19 protein-coding genes are annotated in these 21,877 nt (G+C 60.5%); 14 read left to right on the plus strand and 5 right to left on the minus strand.

Going from position 1 to position 21,877, the window contains the following annotated elements:
* Nucleotides 1–3: 3 nt before the first annotated feature.
* The 6 genes from WNY37_RS02210 (at nt 4) to odhB (ending at nt 8,636) form a co-directional block, all read left to right on the plus strand.
* On the plus strand, nt 4–1,242 hold the full coding sequence (locus WNY37_RS02210; protein WP_342971821.1) for an MFS transporter: 1,239 nt from the start codon (nt 4–6) through the stop codon (nt 1,240–1,242).
* A gap of 125 nt (nt 1,243–1,367) precedes the next feature.
* On the plus strand, nt 1,368–2,561 hold the full coding sequence (gene sucC, locus WNY37_RS02215) for an ADP-forming succinate--CoA ligase subunit beta (protein ID WP_342971822.1): 1,194 nt from the start codon (nt 1,368–1,370) through the stop codon (nt 2,559–2,561).
* A gap of 9 nt (nt 2,562–2,570) precedes the next feature.
* A complete protein-coding gene (locus WNY37_RS02220; RefSeq protein ID WP_342971823.1) occupies nt 2,571–3,023 on the plus strand; it encodes a hypothetical protein in 453 nt (150 codons plus the stop codon).
* Between the two features lie 3 nt (nt 3,024–3,026).
* On the plus strand, nt 3,027–3,929 hold the full coding sequence (gene sucD / locus WNY37_RS02225; RefSeq protein ID WP_342971824.1) for a succinate--CoA ligase subunit alpha: 903 nt from the start codon (nt 3,027–3,029) through the stop codon (nt 3,927–3,929).
* 89 nt (nt 3,930–4,018) lie between these two features.
* Complete coding sequence (locus tag WNY37_RS02230; protein ID WP_342971825.1) at nt 4,019–7,027, plus strand: 2-oxoglutarate dehydrogenase E1 component; 3,009 nt, start codon at nt 4,019–4,021, stop codon at nt 7,025–7,027.
* 34 nt (nt 7,028–7,061) lie between these two features.
* A complete protein-coding gene (gene odhB, locus WNY37_RS02235) occupies nt 7,062–8,636 on the plus strand; it encodes a 2-oxoglutarate dehydrogenase complex dihydrolipoyllysine-residue succinyltransferase (RefSeq protein ID WP_342971826.1) in 1,575 nt (524 codons plus the stop codon).
* Between the two features lie 53 nt (nt 8,637–8,689).
* Here the strand turns inward: odhB and WNY37_RS02240 are convergent, their stop codons facing one another.
* Nucleotides 8,690–9,733: a helix-turn-helix domain-containing protein gene (locus WNY37_RS02240; RefSeq protein ID WP_342971827.1), complete on the minus strand. Its 1,044-nt coding sequence runs from the start codon at nt 9,731–9,733 to the stop codon at nt 8,690–8,692.
* Nucleotides 9,734–9,927: 194 nt separating this feature from the next.
* Here WNY37_RS02240 and WNY37_RS02245 point away from each other — a divergent pair, with 194 nt between their 5' ends.
* Nucleotides 9,928–10,974, plus strand: coding sequence for a serine hydrolase domain-containing protein (locus WNY37_RS02245; RefSeq protein WP_342971828.1), 1,047 nt, complete (start codon nt 9,928–9,930; stop codon nt 10,972–10,974).
* Nucleotides 10,971–12,071, plus strand: a complete 1,101-nt coding sequence (locus WNY37_RS02250) for a S41 family peptidase (RefSeq protein WP_342971829.1) — start codon at nt 10,971–10,973, stop codon at nt 12,069–12,071. Before WNY37_RS02245 ends, WNY37_RS02250 begins: the two co-directional genes overlap by 4 nt.
* Before the next feature lie 3 nt (nt 12,072–12,074).
* Here the strand turns inward: WNY37_RS02250 and pyk are convergent, their stop codons facing one another.
* On the minus strand, nt 12,075–13,481 hold the full coding sequence (gene pyk / locus WNY37_RS02255) for a pyruvate kinase (protein ID WP_342971830.1): 1,407 nt from the start codon (nt 13,479–13,481) through the stop codon (nt 12,075–12,077).
* Nucleotides 13,482–13,817: 336 nt separating this feature from the next.
* Here pyk and WNY37_RS02260 point away from each other — a divergent pair, with 336 nt between their 5' ends.
* On the plus strand, nt 13,818–14,576 hold the full coding sequence (locus tag WNY37_RS02260; protein WP_342971831.1) for a hypothetical protein: 759 nt from the start codon (nt 13,818–13,820) through the stop codon (nt 14,574–14,576).
* A gap of 64 nt (nt 14,577–14,640) precedes the next feature.
* Here the strand turns inward: WNY37_RS02260 and WNY37_RS02265 are convergent, their stop codons facing one another.
* Entirely contained in the window at nt 14,641–15,204 is a 564-nt protein-coding gene (locus WNY37_RS02265; protein ID WP_342971832.1) for an HNH endonuclease, read from the minus strand.
* A gap of 228 nt (nt 15,205–15,432) precedes the next feature.
* On the opposite strand from WNY37_RS02265, the gene WNY37_RS02270 reads away from it, so the two are divergent.
* The 5 genes from WNY37_RS02270 to WNY37_RS02290 all read left to right on the plus strand — a co-directional run bounded on the left by WNY37_RS02270 (nt 15,433) and on the right by WNY37_RS02290 (nt 20,605).
* Entirely contained in the window at nt 15,433–16,071 is a 639-nt protein-coding gene (locus WNY37_RS02270) for a hypothetical protein (protein ID WP_342971833.1), read from the plus strand.
* 74 nt (nt 16,072–16,145) lie between these two features.
* Nucleotides 16,146–17,369: a peptidoglycan DD-metalloendopeptidase family protein gene (locus WNY37_RS02275; protein ID WP_342971834.1), complete on the plus strand. Its 1,224-nt coding sequence runs from the start codon at nt 16,146–16,148 to the stop codon at nt 17,367–17,369.
* Nucleotides 17,370–17,394: 25 nt separating this feature from the next.
* Complete coding sequence (locus WNY37_RS02280) at nt 17,395–18,717, plus strand: S41 family peptidase (protein WP_342971835.1); 1,323 nt, start codon at nt 17,395–17,397, stop codon at nt 18,715–18,717.
* An 83-nt stretch (nt 18,718–18,800) separates the two neighbouring features.
* On the plus strand, nt 18,801–20,117 hold the full coding sequence (locus WNY37_RS02285; RefSeq protein ID WP_342971836.1) for a divergent polysaccharide deacetylase family protein: 1,317 nt from the start codon (nt 18,801–18,803) through the stop codon (nt 20,115–20,117).
* Nucleotides 20,114–20,605: an RNA pyrophosphohydrolase gene (locus WNY37_RS02290; protein ID WP_342971837.1), complete on the plus strand. Its 492-nt coding sequence runs from the start codon at nt 20,114–20,116 to the stop codon at nt 20,603–20,605. Before WNY37_RS02285 ends, WNY37_RS02290 begins: the two co-directional genes overlap by 4 nt.
* On the opposite strand, the gene WNY37_RS02295 is transcribed toward WNY37_RS02290, so the two are convergent.
* Together WNY37_RS02295 and WNY37_RS02300 are read right to left on the minus strand one after the other, a co-directional pair.
* Nucleotides 20,602–21,135 (minus strand): phosphoribosyltransferase family protein, encoded by a 534-nt coding sequence (locus tag WNY37_RS02295; protein ID WP_342971838.1) that lies wholly within the window; start codon nt 21,133–21,135, stop codon nt 20,602–20,604. The two genes, WNY37_RS02290 and WNY37_RS02295, sit on opposite strands and share 4 nt — an antisense overlap.
* Nucleotides 21,132–21,833 carry an MJ0042-type zinc finger domain-containing protein gene (locus WNY37_RS02300; protein ID WP_342971839.1) on the minus strand — a complete coding sequence of 234 codons (702 nt, stop codon included), beginning with the start codon at nt 21,831–21,833 and terminating at the stop codon, nt 21,132–21,134. The genes WNY37_RS02295 and WNY37_RS02300 overlap by 4 nt, the downstream gene beginning before the upstream one ends.
* Nucleotides 21,834–21,877: the final 44 nt, after the last annotated feature.

Genomic DNA, 21,877 nt, shown 5'->3' on the forward strand with positions numbered 1-21,877 from the left:
GCTATGGCCGATTATCGCAATGTCTGGGTACTGATTGCCGCTGTGGTTTTCCTGCAGCTGGGCGGCGGCGTGCTTGGCGTCGTTACCCCGCTGGGGCTCGAGACACTTGGCGCTTCGCCGGCCCTGATCGGTGCCGTCGCCGCAGGATATGCCGTCGGCTTCATGGCCGGCGCATGGACGTCCTCAAACGCCATCATCGCTTTCGGCAATATTCGCGTCTTCTCAGCGGCCGCGGCCGTTTGCGGGTCCAGCGTGCTTGCCATGCAGCTGGCGCTTGATCCCTGGGGCTGGTCGGTGATCCGCGTGGTGCAGGGCGCAGCGTTCGCCTGGATGTTCTCCAGCATTGAAAGCTGGCTGAGCTCAGCGGTTTCGCCCAGGAGCCGGGGCAGTGTCAGCGGTTTCTATCACCTGATGTCGAAAGTCGCGCTCGTGGTTGGCCCGTTCTTCGTGACAGGCCTCGCGCCGATTGATTTCAGGCCGTATCTGTGGTGCGCGATCTTCCTCACCCTGTCCTTGCTGCCGATCTGCCTGACGCGGCGCGGAGAGCCGGCCCCGCCAAGCTCTGAATCGCTGCCGCTGACGAGGCTGTTCCAGCTTGCGCCGGCGGCGGTGATCTCGGTTTTCCTGGCCGGTGTGATCAATAGTGGGACGATGGCGCTGTTGCCGATCTATGCCGGGATCGCGCTGCCAAATGTCGGCGGCGGTGCAACGGGCGCAGCGGCGCTGGCTGCGGCCGCAGCCTGGACGGGTGGAATGATCACGCAATGGCCGGCCGGACGCATCTCGGACGTTGTCGACCGGCGGATCGTGATTGCGGTCATGGCGGCATTGGCAACCGTTGCGGCGCTTGTGCTCGGCCTGTTTCCGGGGCTGCCGGAGCTTTACATCATTATCGCGCTTGGCGTGTGGGGAGCCGGGTCGCTCTCCTTTTACGGGATCGGCGTCGCGCATGCGATTGACCGGGCCCATCATTCGCAGATTTCGCGCGTCATGTCCGGCCTGCTCTTTGTCTGGGCCGCCGGGTCTGTGATCGGGCCGCCCCTGTCGGGGTTTGCGTTCCGGCTGCCATTTACGCAGGGCGGACTGTTTTTGCTGGCTGCGGCCCTGTCCGCTGTCCTGATCGTTTCCATGCTGTGGCGCCGGGCTGCAAGGAAAGAACCGCCCAAGGAAGACCATGAGCCGTGGAATATTACCCTGCCGACCATGGGTTCCAGCGGTGAAATTGACCCACGTGCGGAGTAGGGCGACCTAGGTACGCATTCCGGACCCACGCGGTTGCTTCAACAGATTGCAGTGTTATAAAGCGCCACAAGTTTCAATGGGGCGGGTCCGCCGCCTCATGCCGATATCAAAGAGGCCAAATCTCCATGAACATTCACGAATATCAGGCCAAAGCCGTCCTGAAATCCTATGGTGCACCCGTTGCGGAAGGTGTGCCGGTGCTCTCGCTCGATGACGTCCAGAAGGCCGTCGATACGCTGCCGGGGCCGCTCTGGGTGGTCAAAAGCCAGATCCATGCCGGGGGTCGCGGCAAGGGCAAGTTCGTGGAAGCCGAAGCCGGTGAAAAGGGCGGCGTTCGCCTCGCCTTCAACAAGGAAGACGTCCACAAATTCGCAGAGCAGATGCTCGGCAATCACCTCGTCACCGCGCAGACCGGCAAGGACGGCAAACAGGTCAACCGCCTCTACATCGAAGACGGCGCTGACATTGACCGCGAGCTTTACCTCTCCATCCTGGTCGACCGCGCCTCCGGCAAGCCAGCCTTCGTTGTGTCCACCGAAGGCGGCATGGACATTGAGGCGGTCGCTGACGAGACGCCGGACAAGATCCTCACCCTGCCAATCGACCCGATGGCTGGCGTGACCGACAAGGACAGCGAGAAACTGTGCGATGCGCTGAAGCTCGACGGCACGGCGCGCGAAGACGGCATGAAACTCTTCCCGACGCTCTACAAGGCCTTCATCGAGAAGGACATGTCGATGCTCGAGATCAACCCGCTGATCGTCATGGAAGACGGCCATCTGCGCGTCCTTGATGCGAAGGTCAGCTTTGACGGCAACGCCCTGTTCCGCCACCCCGACATTGTCGAGCTTCGCGACAAGACCGAGGAAGACGAAAAAGAGATCGAGGCGTCCGAATGGGACCTCGCCTATATCGCCCTCGACGGCACGATTGGCTGCATGGTCAACGGTGCAGGCCTCGCCATGGCGACGATGGACATCATCAAGCTCTACGGCGAAGAGCCAGCGAACTTCTGTGACGTTGGCGGCGGCGCGAATGCCGAGAAAGTGGCGGCGGCCTTCAAGATCATCATGAAGGATCCGAACGTCAAAGGCATCCTGGTCAACATCTTCGGCGGCATCATGAAGTGTGACGTCATCGCCGAGGGCGTGATCGCGGCGGTGAAAGAGACCAATCTTTCTGTCCCGCTGGTCGTTCGCCTCGAAGGCACGAATGTCGAGAAGGGCAAGGAGATCATCAAGTCTTCCGGCCTCAACGTCATCCCGGCTGACGATCTCGACGATGCGGCGAAGAAGATTACCGAAGCGGTCAAGGGCTAAGACGCCAAGATGCGAGCTTATCTGTCCGCAATTTTCTGTGTCGGGATCTGCGCAAACGGGTTTGCGCAGAGCTCTGACGATGACGCATTGGCGCCAGTGTTCAGTTGCATTGAGCAATACGCGCCGGACGTTGAGCGGTCAGTCACCGACCTTTCGGACGCAGCCATTTTCTTGGCAGGAAGTGTTTGTTCGGTTGAAGGGGCCGCTTATCAAACTCAGCAGCAGCGCTTGGCATATGCGAAAATGCAGGAGCAGCAACGTCAGCGCTGCGGGTCGATGGACGCGACATCGGAAACCTATGAGTATGTTTGCGGAGAATTCGGCGAATATCCCGACAGCTTTCTCGATATCAGTGCCTCTTTTGGCTACTTGTCAGCACCGACTGAGGCGAGAGCGCATGCTGCCAAAATCCTTTTGAATTTAAGAATTGCTCGCCTTGAGGGTGAGCAGACCGGAGAATAGTGAATGTCCATCCTTATCGACAAAAACACCAAAGTTATCGTCCAGGGCCTGACCGGGAATACCGGTTCGTTCCATACCAACCAGGCGCTGGAATATTACGGCACCAAGATGGTCGCCGGGACGCACCCGAAGAAGGCCGGTCAAAAGTGGACCGCCGACAATGGCACCGAGCTTCCGATCTACGCCAATGCGGGCGAAGCGAAGGAAGCCACCGGCGCCAACGCCTCGGTGATCTATGTGCCGCCAGCCGGCGCAGCAGCTGCCATCGAGGAAGCCATCGATGCGGGCATCGAGCTGATCACCTGTATCACTGAAGGCGTTCCTGTTCTCGACATGGTGCGCGTGAAGGCCAAGCTTGAAAAATCGAGCTCCCGCCTGATCGGCCCGAACTGCCCGGGCGTCCTGACCCCGGAAGAGTGCAAGATCGGCATCATGCCGGGCAAGATCTTCCAGAAGGGCTCTGTCGGCGTGGTCTCGCGCTCCGGCACGCTGACCTATGAGGCTGTGTTCCAGACCTCGCAGGCTGGCCTTGGCCAGACGACAGCTGTCGGCATTGGCGGTGACCCGGTCAACGGCACCAACTTTATCGACGTGCTTGAGAAATTCCTCGGCGATGACGACACGAAATCGATCATCATGATCGGTGAAATTGGCGGCTCTGCCGAAGAAGAAGCGGCCCAGTTCCTGATCGACGAAGCCAAAAAAGGCCGCAAGAAACCAATGGTCGGTTTCATCGCTGGCCGCACCGCGCCGAAGGGCCGGACGATGGGCCATGCTGGTGCCATTGTTTCAGGCGGCAAGGGCGATGCTGAGTCCAAGATCGCAGCAATGGAAGAAGCTGGCATTCGTGTGAGCCCGAGCCCTGCGCGACTCGGCGATACCATGGTAGAGGTTCTTAAAGGTTAGTCGCGGACTATATGGTTCGGATGGCGGCCAGACGAGGCCCTTAAAAAGACCCCGACGGGCCGTCCAACAGGTTTTAGGACGGTAAGAAGATGGCAGATGACGGTTCCGCAGTGACGGGCAAACGCAGCGCGCAGAACAGCGCGATGCTGGACACTGCATTCCTTTATGGCGGCAGTGCCGTCTGGATCGAGAAGATGCAGGCGGCCTTTGCGCGTGACCCGAACTCGGTGCCCGAAAGCTGGCGCGATTTCTTCCGCGAGCTTGGCGATGGCAGCGAGGATGCTGCCCGCAATGCCGATGGCGCAAGCTGGAAGCGTGAGAGCTGGCCGAAGCCTGCCGATGCCGACCAGGTCGCTGCCTTTGATGGCAATTGGGCCGCACTGGAAACCAAGCTGGCCGACAAGGTCAAAGGGTCCAAACCGGCGGCTAGCGCTGAAGATGTTGCCGGCGCCGTCAAGGATTCCATCCGCGCCATCATGATGATCCGCGCCTACCGGGTTCGCGGGCATCTGGCGGCCCAGCTCGACCCGCTGGCCATGAACAATGATGCCGACCAGCCGGAACTCGATCCGAAAAGCTACGGGTTCACGGAAGCGGACATGGATCGCAAGATCTATATCGATGGCTATCTCGGCCTCGACTATGCGACCATGCCGCAGATTCTCGAAATCCTGCAGCGGACCTATTGTTCGACGATTGGCGTCGAATTCCAGCATATCTCCGCGCCGGAAGAAAAATCCTGGCTGCAGGAGCGTATCGAAGGGCCGGACAAGGGCGTCGCGTTTACCCCTGAAGGCAAGAAGGCAATCCTCGCCAAGCTGATCGAGGCAGAGACGTTCGAGCGCTTCCTGCACCGGCGTTATCCCGGCACCAAGCGCTTCGGCCTTGATGGCGGCGAAGCGGCTGTGCCGGCGCTGGAGCAGATCATCAAGCGCGGCGGTGCGCTCGGCGTGAACGAGATCATTGTCGGCATGCCGCACCGTGGCCGTCTCAACATGCTGGCCGCCGTGATGGGCAAGCCGTATGAGAAGATTTTCCACGAATTCCAGGGCGGCTCGACGCAAGGCGCTGAAGGGTTCGGCTCGGGCGATGTAAAATACCACCTCGGCGCGTCCTCTGACCGCGCCTTTGATGGCAATGAAGTCCACCTCACCATGAACGCCAACCCGTCTCACCTGGAAGCCGTTGACCCGGTCGTACTGGGCCGCGCGCGGGCCAAGCAGGCGATGGAAGCCGAGGAGACCGGCGTTCTCGACCGCTCGCACAAACTGCCGCTGCTGCTGCACGGTGATGCTGCCTTTGCCGGACAGGGCGTCGTGGCTGAATGTTTCGCGCTGTCAGGCCTGGCGGGGTATCGCACGGGCGGGACGATCCACTTCATCGTGAACAACCAGATCGGTTTCACGACGAGCCCGATGTATTCGCGCTCCTCGCCTTACCCGTCCGATGTCGCCCTGATGGTGCAGGCGCCGATTTTCCACGTGAATGGCGATGACCCGGAAGCGGTCACCTATGTGGCGAAAGTCGCGACGGAGTACCGCCAGAAATTCGGCAAGGACGTCGTCATCGACATGTTCTGCTATCGCCGGTTCGGCCACAATGAGGGTGACGAGCCAATGTTCACCCAGCCGGTCATGTACACCAATATCAAGGGTCATGAATCGACCCGCGAGATCTATGCGCGCCGTCTCGTTGAAGAAGGTCTGGTCTCGGCTGAAGAGGTTGAGCAGCAGGTCAAGGATTTCGAGGATTTCCTCGACAAGGCCTTCGACGAAGGCAAGGATTTCGAGGCGACCAAGGCCGACTGGCTCGACGGCGAATGGGAAGGCCTCGGCCTGCCTGAAGACGATGAGCGCCGCGGCAAGACGGGTGTTTCGAAGAAAAAGCTGCAGGAACTGGGCGATATCATCACCACCGTTCCCGATGGTGTGGACATCCACAAGACGCTGCGCCGAGTCATAGATGGGCGCCGTGAGGCGATCAATTCCGGCAAGGGGCTCGATTGGGCCACAGCGGAACACCTCGCCTATGCAACGCTGCTCGATGAGGGGTTTCCGGTGCGCCTGTCCGGCCAGGATTCAGGGCGCGGGACGTTCTCGCAGCGCCACAGCCACTTCGTCGACCAGAACACCGGTGAGCGCTACACGCCGCTGAACAATCTCGGCGACGGCCAGGCGCATTATGAAGTGATCGACTCGCTGCTGTCTGAAGAAGCGGTGCTGGGCTATGAGTATGGCTACTCGCTGGCGGACCCGAACTGTCTGGTTCTATGGGAGGCGCAGTTTGGCGACTTCTCGAACGGCGCGCAGGTCTTCTTCGATCAGTTCATCTCGTCGGCAGAGCGTAAATGGCTGCGGATGAGCGGCTTGGTCTGCCTCCTGCCGCATGGCTATGAAGGCCAGGGGCCTGAGCACTCCTCGGCCCGCCTCGAGCGCTTCCTGCAGATGTGCGCTGAAGACAATATGCAGGTGTGTAACCTCACGACGCCGGCCAACTATTTCCATGCGCTGCGCCGTCAGATCCACCGCGACTTCCGCAAGCCGCTGATCATCATGACGCCGAAATCGCTTCTGCGTCACAAGCTGGCGACCTCGGCGCTGGACGATCTCAACACGAAATCCTCTTTCCACCGCATCTTGTGGGACGATGCAGAGACGCCCGGCCGCGAAGGCAAGGTGAAGCTCGCCAAGGACAAGGATATTCGCCGCGTCGTCCTGTGCTCGGGCAAGGTCTATTACGACCTGTTCGAAGCGCGTGAGGAAAAGGGTGTCGACGATATCTATCTGCTGCGCGTCGAGCAGTTCTACCCTGTGCCGCGCAAGTCGCTCATGCAGGAGCTGAAACGCTTCAAGCAGGCCGAGATGGTCTGGTGCCAGGAAGAGCCGCGCAATATGGGCGGCTGGACCTTCATGCGCGATGAAATCGAATGGGCGGCCAACCAGGTCGGCTGCAAGACGCCGCGTCCGAAATATGCCGGACGCCCCCCCGCTGCCGCGACGGCGACCGGCCTGATGGCCCAACATAATAAGGAAAAAAATGCTCTCATCGGTGCTGCGCTGGGTGACCAGCCGGTTGAAGACAGCATTGTCTCCGCCTGACCCTGACACGACCAAGATACGAAACGGACAAGTTATGACTGATATTGTAGTCCCCCAGCTCGGCGAAAGCGTCTCAGAGGCGACGGTCGGCCAGTGGCTGAAAAAGGCCGGGGATTCGGTCTCCAAGGATGAAGTGCTCGTCGAGCTCGAAACCGACAAGGTTTCAGTCGAAGTTGCCGCGACGGCAGACGGCACACTGTCTGAAATCGTCGCTAATGAAGGCGATACGGTCGAGATCGGCTCGGTCCTCGGACGGCTCGGCAGCGGCAGTGGCGCGGCGGAAAAGTCTGCGCCTGCCAAGGAAGACAAGTCGGCTGCAGCCGAGAAGAAGGACGCGCCCGCAGAGACAAAAGCGGCGCCCGCGAAGTCTTCTGGTGGCGGCGAGACCGTCGATGTGGCCGTGCCGGCCATGGGCGAGAGCGTCACTGAAGGCACGATCTCCGAATTCACCAAGAAAGTCGGCGACAGTGTCTCCAAGGATGAGACCATAGCAGAGATCGAGACAGACAAGGTCGCGCTTGAAGTGCCGGCAACCGCAGATGGCACGATTGCCGAGCTGCTGGTGTCGCCGGGCGACACGGTCAATCCGGGCACAGTGATCGCGCGGATCAGCGCGGGCGCTGGCGGCGGCGGTACGGTCGCCAAGGAAGCGCGTGTCAGTGAAGGCGCCCCGACAACTCAGACGCCGGCAGAAACAGGCGAGTCCGCCTCAGGCCAGGAAGACCGCCCGGTCTCTCCTTCGGTTCGCCGCGTGGCGAGCGAGGGCGGCGTGAACCCGGCTGATATTCCAGGCTCAGGCCGCGATGGCCGCGCCACCAAGGCCGATGCGATCGACTACGTAAATAATGCTGCCAAATCGGCCTCGTCTTCCAGCCAGCCGCAGCAATCGCGCGCCCCACGCGAGATCGGTCCGCGCGAAGAGCGGGTGAAGATGACGCGTCTGCGCCAGACCATCGCCCGCCGCCTCAAAGAGGCGCAGGACACCGCCGCCATGCTGACCACATTCAACGATGTGGACATGTCGGCCGTGATGGAGCTGCGCTCGAAGTATAAGGAAGGCTTTGCCGAGAAGCATGGCGTGAAGCTTGGCTTCATGGGCTTCTTTACCAAGGCGATTGTCTCGGCGCTGAAGGAAATCCCTGCGGTGAACGCTGAGATCGATGGCACTGATATCATCTACAAGAACTACTATGATATCGGCATGGCCGTCGGCACCGAAAAAGGCCTTGTCGTGCCGGTGATCCGCGATTGTGACGAGCTGTCGCTGGCCGGTATCGAGCGTGAGCTTGGCAATCTTGCCAAGAAGGCGCGCGACGGCGATCTCTCCATTGCTGACATGCAGGGCGGCACGTTCACCGTCACCAATGGCGGCGTCTACGGCTCGCTGATGTCGACGCCGATCCTGAACCCGCCGCAATCGGGTGTGCTCGGCATGCACCGCATCGAGCAGCGCCCTGTCGCGATCAATGGCAAGGTCGAGATCCGCCCGATGATGTATCTGGCGCTCTCCTATGACCACCGCATCGTGGACGGCAAGGAGGCTGTGACCTTCCTCGTCCGCGTGAAAGAAGCGCTGGAAGATCCGGAGCGTTTGCTTCTGGACGTGTAGTCGACCTGGACATGAAATCTGGAGACGCCCGGTGAGACTTTACCGGGCGTTTTCTATTTGGGCAGGCCCAGAGCTCTCGTTCTATAGGCGCTTGGCGTCTCGCCTGTGATCGTCTTGAATGCCCGGTTGAAGGTGGACAGCGTGGCGTATCCGGAATCTATGGATATCGTCAGGATTGGCAGCGACGCTTTTTCAGGATCGGCCAGCGCTTCCCGGGCTTCCGCGATCCGGTAGCTGTTGAGATAGGTTGAAAAGTTCCGGTAGCCGAGCGCGCTGTTGATCAGCTTGCGGGTCTGGTGTTCCGGCATGTTGAGCCTGTCTGCAACGCGTCCAAGGGACATGTCGTGCTCGCGGTAGGACTTTTCGGTCTCCATAAGGTGCTGCAGCCTTGCCGAGGCGCCCTGAAATGCCGGTGAGAGGGCCTTTTCGCTGATCGTCTCCGCCTTCTTTGGAGGCGTGAAGAGGCGTTGTGCGTCAAGGCGCGCCGCCCACAGCAGAATGGCAAGATTGATCGCAATCGTTGTCATGTCGAACGCGATGGCCTCAGCCCGAAGACCTAGCCCGAAAATCTCGATCACGCTGATGACAAGATAGCTCGTAACAACCACGAGGACGAAGCCGACCCGGACCTTGCGGCGCGTATCGACAAGGTCATCGCGAAACCCTGAGACGGCGACCCAGATAATGTGGGCCATGATGACGAGTCCCGTCAGCAGCGCGACAGCGTTTATGGCATCGCGGGCTGGAAGGTCGAGCCCGACCACCGGGGCGGCAACGGCGAACATGACAAGGCTGGTGAAGACGAGGACGGCCCATTCCAGCGGGCCCATGCGAAATTCGTCTTCCATCAAAGCGCGGCCGAGTAGCCAGTTGAGGCCGAGAACCGGAACATTGAGCAGATAAGCGAGGCTTTTGGCGCCGCCCTGAAGTGCCAAAGGTTCAGGCAACAGGCTGAGCGAATAGCCGATTGTGCCGATAAAGAGGAAAATGGCGATCCGCGCAGCCATATGGTGCCACGCATCGCGTATGAGAAAAGCGACCACGAGAAGGGTGAGCGTGTTGCCCGCAAAGCTGAGCGCGATCTGTAGCCACAGCATAAGAATCCTTCCGGCCGCATTCGGACGGCGGCAGTATCCATTTCGTCTCTTCCGCCAACAAGGGCATTTCCGAAGAATGCGAGCAATTTCGAAATTGCCCGGCTTTTATAGGAAATTGCGGAGAGGGATGACGGTGGATGCATCAGAGATAGGGCCAGGCCGAGCTTGTTCGGCACTATCAAGGAGTATGACCTATGAGCCTCACACGATTTCTGTCCACAAGCTTGCTCGCATCGGTGGCGCTTGCGGGGTGTATTGCGAACGCCGAGACGCAGACGCCAGGCGCTGTGATCGATCCGCAGCTGGAGGGTGCACTTGCATCCTTCGATGTCCCCGGGATTGCGATGGCGACACTGGCCGATTGCGAGCCTGCCGCGATCAGTGTGGCGGGTGAGGCCAATATAGAGCGCGCCATTCCGGTTTCGTCCAGGACCGCGTTCGAGGCCGCTTCCCTGTCCAAGCCGGTCTTCGCCTGGCTGGTCGTGAAGCTTGCCGATGAGGGCAAGATCGATCTCGACCGCCGCCTTGCTGAAGATTTTGCCTATTCGCGCATTTCAGATGCGGACAAGTATGAGCAGCTGACGCCGCGGATGATCCTTTCTCATCGCACGGGTCTGCCGAACTGGGTTGGCGATACTGACGATCCGGACCGCAGGGACATTGTGCCGTTCGAAAGTGATCCGGGCACGACTTATAGCTATTCCGGTGAGGCGTATGAATTGCTGCGCGCCTATGTCGAGGCGCAGACAGGTCGCTCGCTCGAGCAACTGTTCCAGGCTTACCTCGGCCAAGTGATGCCGGATTCGACCTTTTCGGGACCTCTGTCTGATAAGGTCGAACCGTCTCTCGGATACAGGTCGATGAGCCAGCCGCAAAGCGGCCGCGCGCTCGATATTGGCGGGGGCGGCTCAGCCGGGGGGCTGGTGACGACCATCGATGATTATGCGGCCTTTGTCAGCCACGTCTGCAAGGGCAATGACCTGTCCAGTGAAGCGCTGACCGCGATGCTGGAGCCGCAGTCCCCGGTCCCGGCAGGCGACTTCCCGGCCCCGGCATCCTGGGCGCTCGGCTGGAACACGATGCAGCTCGGACCGGAAAAGTTTGTCATGCATGACGGCAACAATGGTGAGTACCGTACAATGACGGCCTTCCTGCCGGAGACCGGCGAGGGCTATGTTTTCCTGACCAACGGAACGAATGGCGGCGATCTCATTCTTTCGCTGATCGAGGCGATGCAATGATCGGCCGGTTTATGAAGGCGGCGTTTGCGGCGGCGGCGTTGGCCGCAAGCGTGCCGGGCTTCGCTGACGAGGCGGCCCTGTCGCAGCCGGAATCAGATTTCGAGGCATTCTGGGCGCTCTATGACCAGAATTATGCTCTGTTCGAGATAAAGCACATCGACTGGGATGCGCTTTATCACATCTATCGTCCGCAGGTGACAGCGGACACGGGCCGCGACGAGCTGTTCAATATTTTCACCGCGATGACGCGGCTGCTCAATGATGTGCATGTAACGGTGGAAGACCAGACGTCCGGCCGCTTCAGCCGTTCAGGCGGGCGCAGTCTTGGAACTGGGCCCTTCGAAACGGGCGAGTTTTCGATCCGCCTGATCGAGTCCGATTATATCGAGGGCGAGCTGGAAAGCCGGGCCAACGGCGCGATGGCTTTTGGCTGGCTGCCAGAGGGGATCGGTTATCTCCGCATCGCGTCTTTTAAATACCCGGACACGAGTTCAGGCACGATGGACCAGCTGATGCAGCGCTTTGTGGATGCCCGTGGGATCATCATCGATGTCCGGCAGAATGGCGGCGGGAGCGACCGGATCTCTGAAGACATTGTGAGCCGGTTTGCGCTTCATCCTCATGACTATATGCGCGTGTCAGAGCGGGTGCCGGATACCGATGATGGCGAGGGCTTCAATGCTGCTGTGACCTGGTCGGTGCCAGCCAAGGGCAGCGCATGGTCCGGCCGGCCGGTCGCGGTTCTTACCGACTCACGCACAATCAGCGCGGCGGAGAACTTCGTCATCGCGATGAAGACATTGCCACATGCGACGATCATCGGTGACACGACAGCAGGTGTCATGGCGGATGCGCACAGGATGCCTGCGGGCGAGGGGTGGCGCTTCGGTGTGCCGGTAAATGTGATGCGGGACATACACGGCGTGAGCTGGGAGGGAATCGGAATCGTGCCGGACTACTGGATCAGGAACTCAGCCGCTGATCTGAACGATGGTGAGGACAGGGTTCTCAGTTTTGCGCTCGACTTCATGCAGGCTGCATCGAGCGTCGGCCCCAGAACGAGGGTCATCAGGCCGCCGAATCGCGAGGGCGGATAGAGCTCAGCCTCGCCTGATCCCAAGCTCCCAGGCGGCGTCGTCATTGCCGTCGCCTTTCCAGGCGGCGTAGGCGACGGAGCCTTCCAGTTCGGCGGTCTTGAGCAGGGTAACCGGCCAGTCATCGGTGTCGATATCGGCCACGTGGATCGGGTGAACACCCCAGAGAAGTTGCGCCTTGCGCAGGCGCGACGTGTCTTCCGACCCGTAAAGGATCATGTAGCGGCCGCGATGCTTGGAGAATTGCGCGAGCCGCCGTGCTGAGCCGGTGCGCAGGGCCAGGGCCGTCGCTTTTTCGGCAAAGGCGAGCGACTGGGCCGAGCGGGCAATGACGTCCACGGTCAGCTCCTGGCTGCGGTCGCCCATGAACTGTTTCAGGGAGTCGCGATAATCCTCGGCATGCTCTGTGGCGCGGATGATGCGGCCCATAATGGCAACAGCCGTGGCGGGGTGGCGGCCAACAGCGGTCTCGGCTGACAGCATGACCGCATCGACGCCCTGATAGATCGCGGTGGCGACATCGCCGGTCTCTGCGCGCGTTGGCGCGGCATTATCGACCATGGATTCCAGCATCTGCGTCGCAACGATCACGGGGCGGCCAATGGCGCGGGCGGCGCGAACAATGCGGCGCTGGATGATCGGCACCTGCTCTGCCGGATACTCAACGCCAAGATCGCCGCGGGCAACCATGACACAGTCTGCCGCGGCGACGATGTTCTCAAGGTCGTCGATGGCGGCTGGCTTTTCCAGCTTGGCGATGAGCGGGGCGCGGTCCTTGATGATGGCCTTGACGGTTTCGATGTCGTCAACGGACTGGACGAAGCTGAGGGCGATGAGGTCCACGCCAAGCTCGAGGACGAAATCGAGGTCTTCGCGGTCTTTCTCTGTGAGGGCCTTGAGCGGCAGCGCCTTGCCTCGGACGGTGAAGCCCTTGCGGTCTGACAACTCAGCCGGAAAGTCCGATTTCACGCGCGGCGTCTCGCCTGCGGCCGTCACGGTGAGCGCAATCATGCCGTCATTGCAGAGCACGCTGTCGCCGACCTCGAGCGCGGCCAGGATTTCCGGGTGCGGGACGGGGATGGTGTCCGGCTTGTCGGTCTCTTCGGCGGCGACGAGATCATACTCTTTGTTGAAGCCGAGTTTGAGTTTGCCGCCCGGAAAGGCGCCGACGCGGACCTTTGGGCCTTGCAAGTCAGCCAGCACGGCGAGGGGGCGGCCGATCACCTCTTCAGCGGCGCGGATATTCTCGAAGGTCTGGCGATGATCGTCATGGCTGCCATGGCTGAAATTCAGGCGGAAGATGTCGGCGCCGGCCTCGGCGAGCAGGCGGATGTTCTTGGACGAGCGGCTGGTCGGGCCGAGCGTGGCGACGATCTTCGCATTGCGGCCACGAAGGCGGGGCAGGTGGGACATGCAGGGCGCTCCGGGCTTTCGTCGGGTAAAGTGCAGTTGTGCCTTGGTTCTGCGTTCGAATAAAGAGGCAGCGCAATGCTGGCGAGCCTGACGCGAAATTTCCAATGTGTCTTTGCGGAGCTGGGTCCGGCGGTCTTCCTGTCAGGCTTGCCTGTGGGCCCGGATCGCTGGGCGTGTGGCAGGCGAGGTGAACCCGGCTCTTTAAACATTGAGGGAAATCAAGAGGTTACAGCTATAGATCGCGCGTCTTAAGGAGAATTAACCTCAATTGCGGAACGCCATCTGGGAGCTGCCCGTTAGTTGGGCATAGCAGAATGCTACAAAGGAGACCCAGAGATGAAACGCACACTTATGACCGCTACAGCTGCGATCGCCCTGATGGCCACACCGGCCGTCGCACAGATCGTTGACAATGATACCGGCGTCACCGCAGACACCGAAGTGACAACTACGGTTCCTGAAACCGCGCTTGAGACCGGCTCTGACGTGACGACGCAGGTTCGCACTGAAGCCGACACGATGAAGAAAGACGCCGAGGACTGGAAAGAAGACCAGACGGCTGATGTCGAAATCGAAACCGACGCTGAGACCGGTGTTGGCGGCGAATATTATGAAGACGAAGCCGATGCCGCAGCTGATGCTGATCTTGATGCTGACATCGAAGTCGAGACACGCTCCGAAACCTATGGCGACTATGTCGATGACGAAATGCCTGAAGGCGCTGACGTCGACGTTGAGACTGATCTTGGCGCCGACGGTGAAGGCGGTGTCTATTATGAGAGCGAAGAAGACGCTTCAGCCGATGCTGACCTGAACACCGGTGCCGATGTCGAGACCGACGTTGAGACTGAAATCGAAACAGACGTCGAAACCGATGATGAAGCTGGTACGGGTGGCCCTTATGTCGAGAGTCGCAATGATGCGATCGAACAGCTCGCCAATCTGAATGCCGCTTCTGACGCTGACATTCCTTCGGATGTCGAAGCGCTCGATACGAATGGCCTGAACGACTACGTTCTCAATTCCATTTCGACTGGTGAAATGACCGTTGAAACGGAAACGGACGTTGAAGCTGATGCCAATGGCGAGTGGTAACATCCCCCACTCGACAGAGTAGAGTATCCGAACACCCCGCGAGCCTCAGGCTGGCGGGGTTTTCTTATGCCTCAAGCTCGACGTCCCAATATAGGTAATCCATCCAGGTCTCGTGCAGATGGTGGGGTGGGAAGCGGCGCCCGATTTCCTGCAGCTGATAGTTGGAAGGCTGCAACGGCTTGCGGTTCGGGATCATCCCGGCATCAACCGGCATGCGCCCACCTTTCTTGAGGTTACAGGGCGAGCAGGCTGTGGCGATATTCGTCCAGCTCGTTCGTCCGCCTTTCGAGCGCGGGATCACATGGTCGAAGGTGAGCTCCTCGCCTGAGCCGCAATAGACACACTGGAAGCCGTCACGCAGGAAGACATTGAAGCGGGTAAATGCCGGTGAGCGATCCTGGCGAACGAACTCGCGCAGCGCGATGACCGATGGCAGGCGCATTTCGAAGCTGGGAGAGCGAACAACCTGGTCATATTCGGCAATGATATCGACGCGGTCGAGGAAGACGGCTTTGACGACATCCTGCCAGGGCCAGAGCGAGAGCGGGTAATAGGAAAGCGGTCGGTAATCCGCGTTCAATACGAGAGCTGGCCGACCCTGCGGGGGCTTTGTCAGGACTTCGGGCATAAGCTGGGCCCTCCAATTATCCTGCTAAATCTTTTGAGCGCTTCGTTAGTGAACACGCACCTCCATCGATTTCCTGGGCATCATTACTGATTCCTCATCACGAGTTTATGACAGTTTCGAAGATTAGCTAGACCCCAGCGCACTTTAGGGGTCTTTGCTTTGTTTCCGTTTGTCTTTTTACTGGTTTCGGGTTTCCCCAAACGTCGAGTGTGTGGCATGGATACCACCATGACCCGACCGCTCCTGCCTGCCCTGGCCATTCTCGCGCTGATCCTGCCCGTCGCTTGTCAGGGACGCGAAAAAACACTGTCCCCGGCGGTTGATGGTGTGGCCGTTGATGTGTCCACCGGCGCGCCTGTCGAGGATGTGACCGTCAGCGCCGGGCGCGGGGCCGAAACGGACGTCACGGACGAGGAAGGACGCTTCAGCCTGGGCGCTGTGGTGGCGTCCGATACGTCCATCCCGCTACCGGCATCGGGCGTCTATCGCGATACCGCCGTCCTGGAAGCACAGGCCGACGGCGCGCGCGCTTACGGCCCGGCAGATTTCATTTCAATCGGCAAACGGGCGCTCTCGCCGGTGACATTGTTCCTGATGGGCTGGGACGCGCCTTATGTGCGCGGCGATGTGCCGGAAAGCTGCGAGCTCAACGATGATGAGATCTATGCGCTTCAGGTGCTGGGGCTGGAGGACCGCGACGTGATGCGCGGTGTTTTTGCGCGCGAGCTGGAATACGCATTCGCCTACGAAACCTGGCTCGACCAGACGCTTGTGCGCCGCCTGCCCAAGCGTTGCGACGTGCAGACACCGCAGTTGAGGGTCTGGCTGGACGAGATCGACCGCCTGTTCGACGGTCTCGGCGATTGATTCTCCTGCCAAATCGGCAAATCGTGCACCTCGGTTAATCCTGTAGTCATGACCCGTATGGCAGGGATGGGGGCATGTTTCCAAAGCTGCGTCTCGCTTTTATTGCGCTTGCCGGATTGCTGATCGCAGCAACGCCGAGCGAGTTCACGCGAGAAGAGCTGAAAGCGCTGGAGGCTGAACGCGACGCGGCATTGCGCCAGCTCGAAGCGCTTGAGAAGGCCGAAAACAGCGCTGTGCGCGATGTCACCAATCTGGAAGCCAATCTGATCGCTGCGGCGATGGAGAGCCGCCGGCGTGAAGAGCAGGCGGCCGCTTCAGAGCTGAAGCTTATCGACCTGTCGACGCGGCTGACCTCTGCGCGCGCCGAACTGATCGAGAGCCATGAGAACCTCGAAGATGTGATGACGAGCCTGGCTGTGTCGGGCCGCAACCGGCCGCCCGCCCTGATCGCGTCACCGCGCGAGGCAAACCAGGCGATCCGCGCCGCCATCCTGATGAGTGCGGCAGCCCCGGCGCTGAATTCGCGCACCGATGCCCTGGCCAGTGAAATCACCGAGCTGAAAACGCTGGAAGCGCAGATCTATCGGGAGAATACCCGGCTCGAGACAACCGAGGCCCGGCTGGCAGTGAAGAAAGCCGAGATCGAGCAATTAGTGGCGACCAAGCGGGCCCAGTATGAGAGCGTCAGCGGGGAAGCGGCTGCACTTCGTTTGCGCGTCGAAAAGATTGGCTCTGAAGCCAAAACGCTGCAGCAGCTCCTGGCCGCGCTTGAAACCGAAGCGCCGAATGCACCCGGCATCAAACCCGGTGCGCGTATCCAGCTGGCCGCCAATACGAGCGGCGGTGTGCGCACCGATGCTCCAACGCCGCGTCCGGCCGCTGTCGTGAACGCCAACCTCAAGCCGCTGGGCGCGGAGGCGCTGGGCGGATTGCTCCGGCCAACGAATGGGCTTGTGTCGCGCAGCTGGGGGGACAGCCTTCCGGGCGGGGAATCCTCCAAGGGGATCTACATACAGCCGCGCCGTAATTCTGACGTGGTTGCCCCTGTAGATGGCACGATTGAATATGCCGGCATGTTCCGCAGCTACGGTCAGCTCTTGATCATTTCCACAAGTGATGGCTACCATATTCTACTGAGCGGTATGGGCCGTATTTATGCGGCTCCCGGCCAGACGGTGAAGACAGGCGAACCCGTGGGTCGCATGCCAGACCGTGAAATCCCGGCTCCGGAACTCTATTTAGAGGTAAGGAAGTCCGGTACACCAATGAATCCAGCGCGCTGGATGAAGGGCGGATAACCGCCGCGATAGGGAGAAGACGATTATGCGTGCAATGCTCACAGGTGCAGCCATCGGAGTGGTTCTTGGGGGTCTTGCTGTTGGTTTGTCGTCTTTTGCCTGGCCGGAAACGAAGCCGCTCGACAGCCGCGCCGAAACTTACCGTCAGCTTGATCTTTTCGCTGAAGTCCTGGCGCGCGCCCGCGCTGACTATGTGACAGAGATTGACGAAACCGAAGCCATGGAAGCGGCCATCAATGGCATGCTCGGCTCGCTCGACCCGCATTCCTCCTACATGGCAGCCGAAGATTTCGAGGCCATGCAGGTCCAGACGTCCGGCGAATATGGCGGCCTTGGTATCGAGGTGACCATGGAAGACGGCTTTGTGAAAGTCGTCACGCCGATGGATGATACGCCGGCCAGCCGGGCTGGCCTGGAAAGCGGTGACCTCCTGACCGCGATCAATGGTGCGCCGATCGTCGGCCTGAACATTGACGATGCCGTCAAAGGCATGCGCGGCCCGCCGGGCAGCGAGATCATCGTCACCGTGCTGCGCGAAGGCGAAGAAGCCTTCGATGTCACGCTGGAACGCGAAGTCATCCGTCCGAAATCCGTGACCTGGGAGGTCAAGGATGACGACATCGCCTATTTCCGCGTCTCGACCTTCAATGAACGCACCACCGAACTGCTTGAAGAGGCCATTTCTGGCGCATCCCGCGAGATTGGCGGGCGTCCTGCCGGTCTGATTCTCGATTTGCGCAATAATGGCGGCGGCCTGCTCGATCAGGCGATCTCCGTCAGCGACAAATTCCTGTCGGGCGGCGAAGTCGTTTCCACGATTGGCCGGCGCCCGGGTGATATTGCCCGCTATAATGCGCGCAATGGTGAGGTTTATCGCAATGTACCGATCGTTGTGCTGATCAATAATGGCTCGGCATCGGCCTCTGAAATCGTCGCCGGCGCGCTGCAGGACCGCGGTCGTGCAACCATTCTGGGGACAACCAGCTTCGGCAAGGGGTCCGTCCAGACGGTGATCCCGCTCGGCGCCGACCGCGGGGCCATCCGCCTCACCACGTCGCGCTATTACACACCATCGGGCCGCTCCATCCAGGCGACCGGCATTGAGCCGGATCTTGAGGTCGCACAGTCCCGGATCACCGAGGAAGAGCTGGCGCGTATCAAGCGTTATTCCGAAGCGGACCTGCCAAACGCGCTGACCAATGAAGACGGGGTCGAGCGCCGCATTCCTCACATGCCGGACGACCAGCCGCCGGAAGATTATGAGGGCGAGGATTATCAGCTCGACCGTGCGATCGAGAAACTGCGCGGCGGACTGCTGACAAGCACCCAAAACTCTAACGCGGGTTAACAGGTGTTTGCGACTTCTTAACCAATCACCTGCAATCTGATCGTTCGAGATTAGAGCTGGTTGATTGATGGAGAGGCGTTTACATGAGTGATCGTAGTGTCAGGGAGCCTTCGCCCCTGCGTAGCGGCATAGTCCATACGACGCTCAGCTTCGCTGCTTACTCCAGCGTTGCGGCCATAGCCGTAGCTGCCATCCACTTCACCGGTGAACCGAGCGCGGCCAGCCCTTCGCTGCAGATCGCGCTGTTCGAGCCATCCGATATCGAGCGCCCGCAGCTGAAGACCCGCTTTGCGTCGAATGATGCCGCGAGCCCCGCCGCTGCCATGCGCGCTGACGGCACCGCGGCCAATGTCTATGAAGGCGCCGATGACGAGCCAAGCCTCGGCGTCGATTATGATGATGGCGCTCGTCTGGTGCGTGCTTCCATGGATGATTCCGACAAGGTGCGCATCAATGGTGTGTCTGTCGCGTCCGGCCAGTCCTGGCAGGAAACCCGCGAAGTCACGGCCCTGCCGCGCGCGCCGATCAGCGATGTCAGCGAACGCACCTCGCTCGGCTATCTGCCAAAAATCGCAGAAGATGGCCGCACGCCCGCCGGGGCCTATGCGCGGCCATTCGCCAATCCTGAGAACCGGCCAACCGTTTCGATCGTGCTGGGCGGTCTGGGCATCAATTACACCCACACCAAGTCGGCCATTGAAGAGCTGCCGCCGGAAGTAACCCTCTCTTTCGCGCCGACCGCCCGCAATCTGCAGACCTGGATCCACCAGGCCCGCGCGGCTGGTCATGAAGTGCTGCTCGAAGTGCCGATGGAGCCGTATGAATATGGCCGCGAACGCCCGAACCCGCAGGCGCTGGCTATTGGGCTTTCCGAAAACGAACTCAATGGCCGCCTCGACTATCTGATGTCGCGCGCGACCGGATATTTCGGCATTACAAATTATCAGGGCAGCAAGTTTGCGACCGACGAGACGGCGACGGCCGAGATTGCAGCGGCGCTTGCCGAGCGCGGCGTGGCCTTCGTTGAAGATGGCAGCCTCAACCGCTCGGCCTTTGTCGATGCCGCCAAATCCTCCGGCCTTCGCTATCGCCAGGCCAATATGCCGATCGATGCGCGCCCGGACGGCAGCGAAATCGAGAACAAGCTGTTGGAACTGGAAGTGCTCGCCCTCGAGAACGGCTCATCGCTTGGCTCCGGCTTCGCCTATCCGATCACGATCGATATTCTGAAAGCCTGGACAGAGCAGCTGGACGAAAAAGGGATCGCGCTGGCGCCCGTATCGGCTGTCACACGGGCCCGTCCGAAACCAGTTCCACCCACGGTTGTGGAAGAACCCGGTAAAGTCGATACAGCTGAGGCTGGGCAAGACGGCAAGGACACCTTAAGTACAGCTGGGTGAAGACCAAAACACTGGACCCGAAACTCTACCGCCCCAATGTCGGCCTCGCGCTCTTTTCAGACGCGGGACACATCTTCGTTGGCCGTCGCATCAATGGCCGCGGCGCCTTTCAGTGGCAGATGCCCCAGGGCGGTATCGATGAGAATGAAGACCCGACCCATGCCGCGCTCCGCGAGCTCGAAGAGGAAATCGGCGTCACCGAAAAGCTTGTCGACGTCCTTGAAGAGACGACCGACTGGCTGACCTATGAATTTCCCGCAGAGGTCAAACGGCGTCTGCCGGGGCCGTATATCGGCCAGCGCCAGAAATGGTTTGCGCTGCGCTTCAAGGGATCTGACAGCGACATTCGCCTCGACAAGCATACGCCTGAATTCGATGCATGGCGCTGGGCGCGCCTGTCAGAGCTGCCGGGTCTGATCGTGCCCTTCAAGCGGCCCGTCTATACCGAAGTGTCGCGCCGCTTTGCCCGATGGGGCGCTGAGGACTAGTCGACCGCGCCGATATAGGGCAGGCCGCGATATTTGCCGGCATCATCCATGCCATAGCCGACCAGAAAGCGCCCCGGGGCGTCGAAGGCGTGAAAATCGACATCCTCCTCGCCGGACGGGGCTGATGGTTTGCGGGCCAGCGCGACGGTAATGACTTCGCGGGCACCCTTTGTCATCAGGTGCGAGCGGGCAAAAGCAAGCGTGCGGCCGGTATCGAACACATCGTCTATGATCAGCACGCCGCGATCCTTGACCGGGCGGACAATGTCAGCGCGGACCAGAACCCGGCCTGAGCTTTCGCGCTGATCGCGGTAGCTTTCCAGCCACAGGGCGTCGAGCACAGGGTGGATGCCCCGGCGGGCCAGGGCTTTCATCAGGTCGCTGGTGAACGGCGTCGCGCCGACCAGAATATTGATGGCCGACCATTCACCGGTGAGCCGGGGGGCGAGGCGGTCAGCCAGCGTTTCAATTCTGGCCATCAGGTCCTTTTCATCAAGGACCACATCAAACTTCGGATTATCGCTGCTCATTCACTCTCTTCCCCAGCTGGCAGACGCACATCGGCGACGGTGTCCGTATCTGCCACTGCCAGGGGTGAGGATGCAAATTGCAGTTCCAGCTCAAACGCCTCGAAAGGCGGATTTTCCACGCGGGTCGTAAATTTTCCAAGCGCGCCGGGGGGAATCCGGGACGGGGTGACCGGGGCGAAGGATTCGCCGATCATCTCCCCTGATTCGTCGAGCAGAATGACGCGCACACTCGGTGCCTCGCGCTCATGCTTGGAGGCGTTCTTGACGTCTCCCGTGATCTCGAGAATGGGCGTTGTGCCGTCAAAATAGCGCTCAGCCTGCGTTTCCTCGAATTCGAGGCCAAACCGGTTCACTTCAAACCCAATCGCCTTGAAGGTGGAGGCTGATTGCGGCCAGGCGTCGACGACGCGGTCACGGAAGATAACGCTTCCTGCAATGGCGGCACCGAAAAGACAGCCGACGATGAGCCAGGACATCAGGGCGACAGACCGGCTCTGGCGGAGGCGGCGGGCGCGGACTTTCTCGCGATAAGCCTCGTGTGCGCCGGCAATCGGGCCCTTCTCGCCCTTCACCTCGCCTTCAGGTCCGACAAACCATGAGTGATCGCAGGCTGCGCACTTTACCGTACGGCCGGATTCACCAATCGTTGAGTCGTCGGCGAAATACTGGGTGTCGCATTCGGGACAGGTGAGGATCATGGCTTGGACATTCGGGCAATTCGCTGGAATAGTCGATTAGATGC

The organism is Henriciella sp. AS95 (assembly GCF_038900055.1).
Lineage (GTDB): Bacteria > Pseudomonadota > Alphaproteobacteria > Caulobacterales > Hyphomonadaceae > Henriciella.

Coding starts and splice junctions, on each gene's coding strand:
- WNY37_RS02280 (WP_342971835.1), top strand. CDS start 17,395: ATGCGTGCAATGCTCACAGGTGCAGCCATCGGAGTGGTTCTTGGGGGT.
- WNY37_RS02295 (WP_342971838.1), bottom strand. CDS start 21,135: ATGAGCAGCGATAATCCGAAGTTTGATGTGGTCCTTGATGAAAAGGAC.
- WNY37_RS02220 (WP_342971823.1), top strand. CDS start 2,571: ATGCGAGCTTATCTGTCCGCAATTTTCTGTGTCGGGATCTGCGCAAAC.
- WNY37_RS02265 (WP_342971832.1), bottom strand. CDS start 15,204: ATGCCCGAAGTCCTGACAAAGCCCCCGCAGGGTCGGCCAGCTCTCGTA.
- sucD (WP_342971824.1), top strand. CDS start 3,027: ATGTCCATCCTTATCGACAAAAACACCAAAGTTATCGTCCAGGGCCTG.
- odhB (WP_342971826.1), top strand. CDS start 7,062: ATGACTGATATTGTAGTCCCCCAGCTCGGCGAAAGCGTCTCAGAGGCG.
- WNY37_RS02275 (WP_342971834.1), top strand. CDS start 16,146: ATGTTTCCAAAGCTGCGTCTCGCTTTTATTGCGCTTGCCGGATTGCTG.
- sucC (WP_342971822.1), top strand. CDS start 1,368: ATGAACATTCACGAATATCAGGCCAAAGCCGTCCTGAAATCCTATGGT.
- WNY37_RS02230 (WP_342971825.1), top strand. CDS start 4,019: ATGGCAGATGACGGTTCCGCAGTGACGGGCAAACGCAGCGCGCAGAAC.
- WNY37_RS02250 (WP_342971829.1), top strand. CDS start 10,971: ATGATCGGCCGGTTTATGAAGGCGGCGTTTGCGGCGGCGGCGTTGGCC.
- WNY37_RS02285 (WP_342971836.1), top strand. CDS start 18,801: ATGAGTGATCGTAGTGTCAGGGAGCCTTCGCCCCTGCGTAGCGGCATA.
- WNY37_RS02245 (WP_342971828.1), top strand. CDS start 9,928: ATGAGCCTCACACGATTTCTGTCCACAAGCTTGCTCGCATCGGTGGCG.
- WNY37_RS02260 (WP_342971831.1), top strand. CDS start 13,818: ATGAAACGCACACTTATGACCGCTACAGCTGCGATCGCCCTGATGGCC.
- pyk (WP_342971830.1), bottom strand. CDS start 13,481: ATGTCCCACCTGCCCCGCCTTCGTGGCCGCAATGCGAAGATCGTCGCC.
- WNY37_RS02240 (WP_342971827.1), bottom strand. CDS start 9,733: ATGCTGTGGCTACAGATCGCGCTCAGCTTTGCGGGCAACACGCTCACC.
- WNY37_RS02270 (WP_342971833.1), top strand. CDS start 15,433: ATGACCCGACCGCTCCTGCCTGCCCTGGCCATTCTCGCGCTGATCCTG.
- WNY37_RS02210 (WP_342971821.1), top strand. CDS start 4: ATGGCCGATTATCGCAATGTCTGGGTACTGATTGCCGCTGTGGTTTTC.
- WNY37_RS02300 (WP_342971839.1), bottom strand. CDS start 21,833: ATGATCCTCACCTGTCCCGAATGCGACACCCAGTATTTCGCCGACGAC.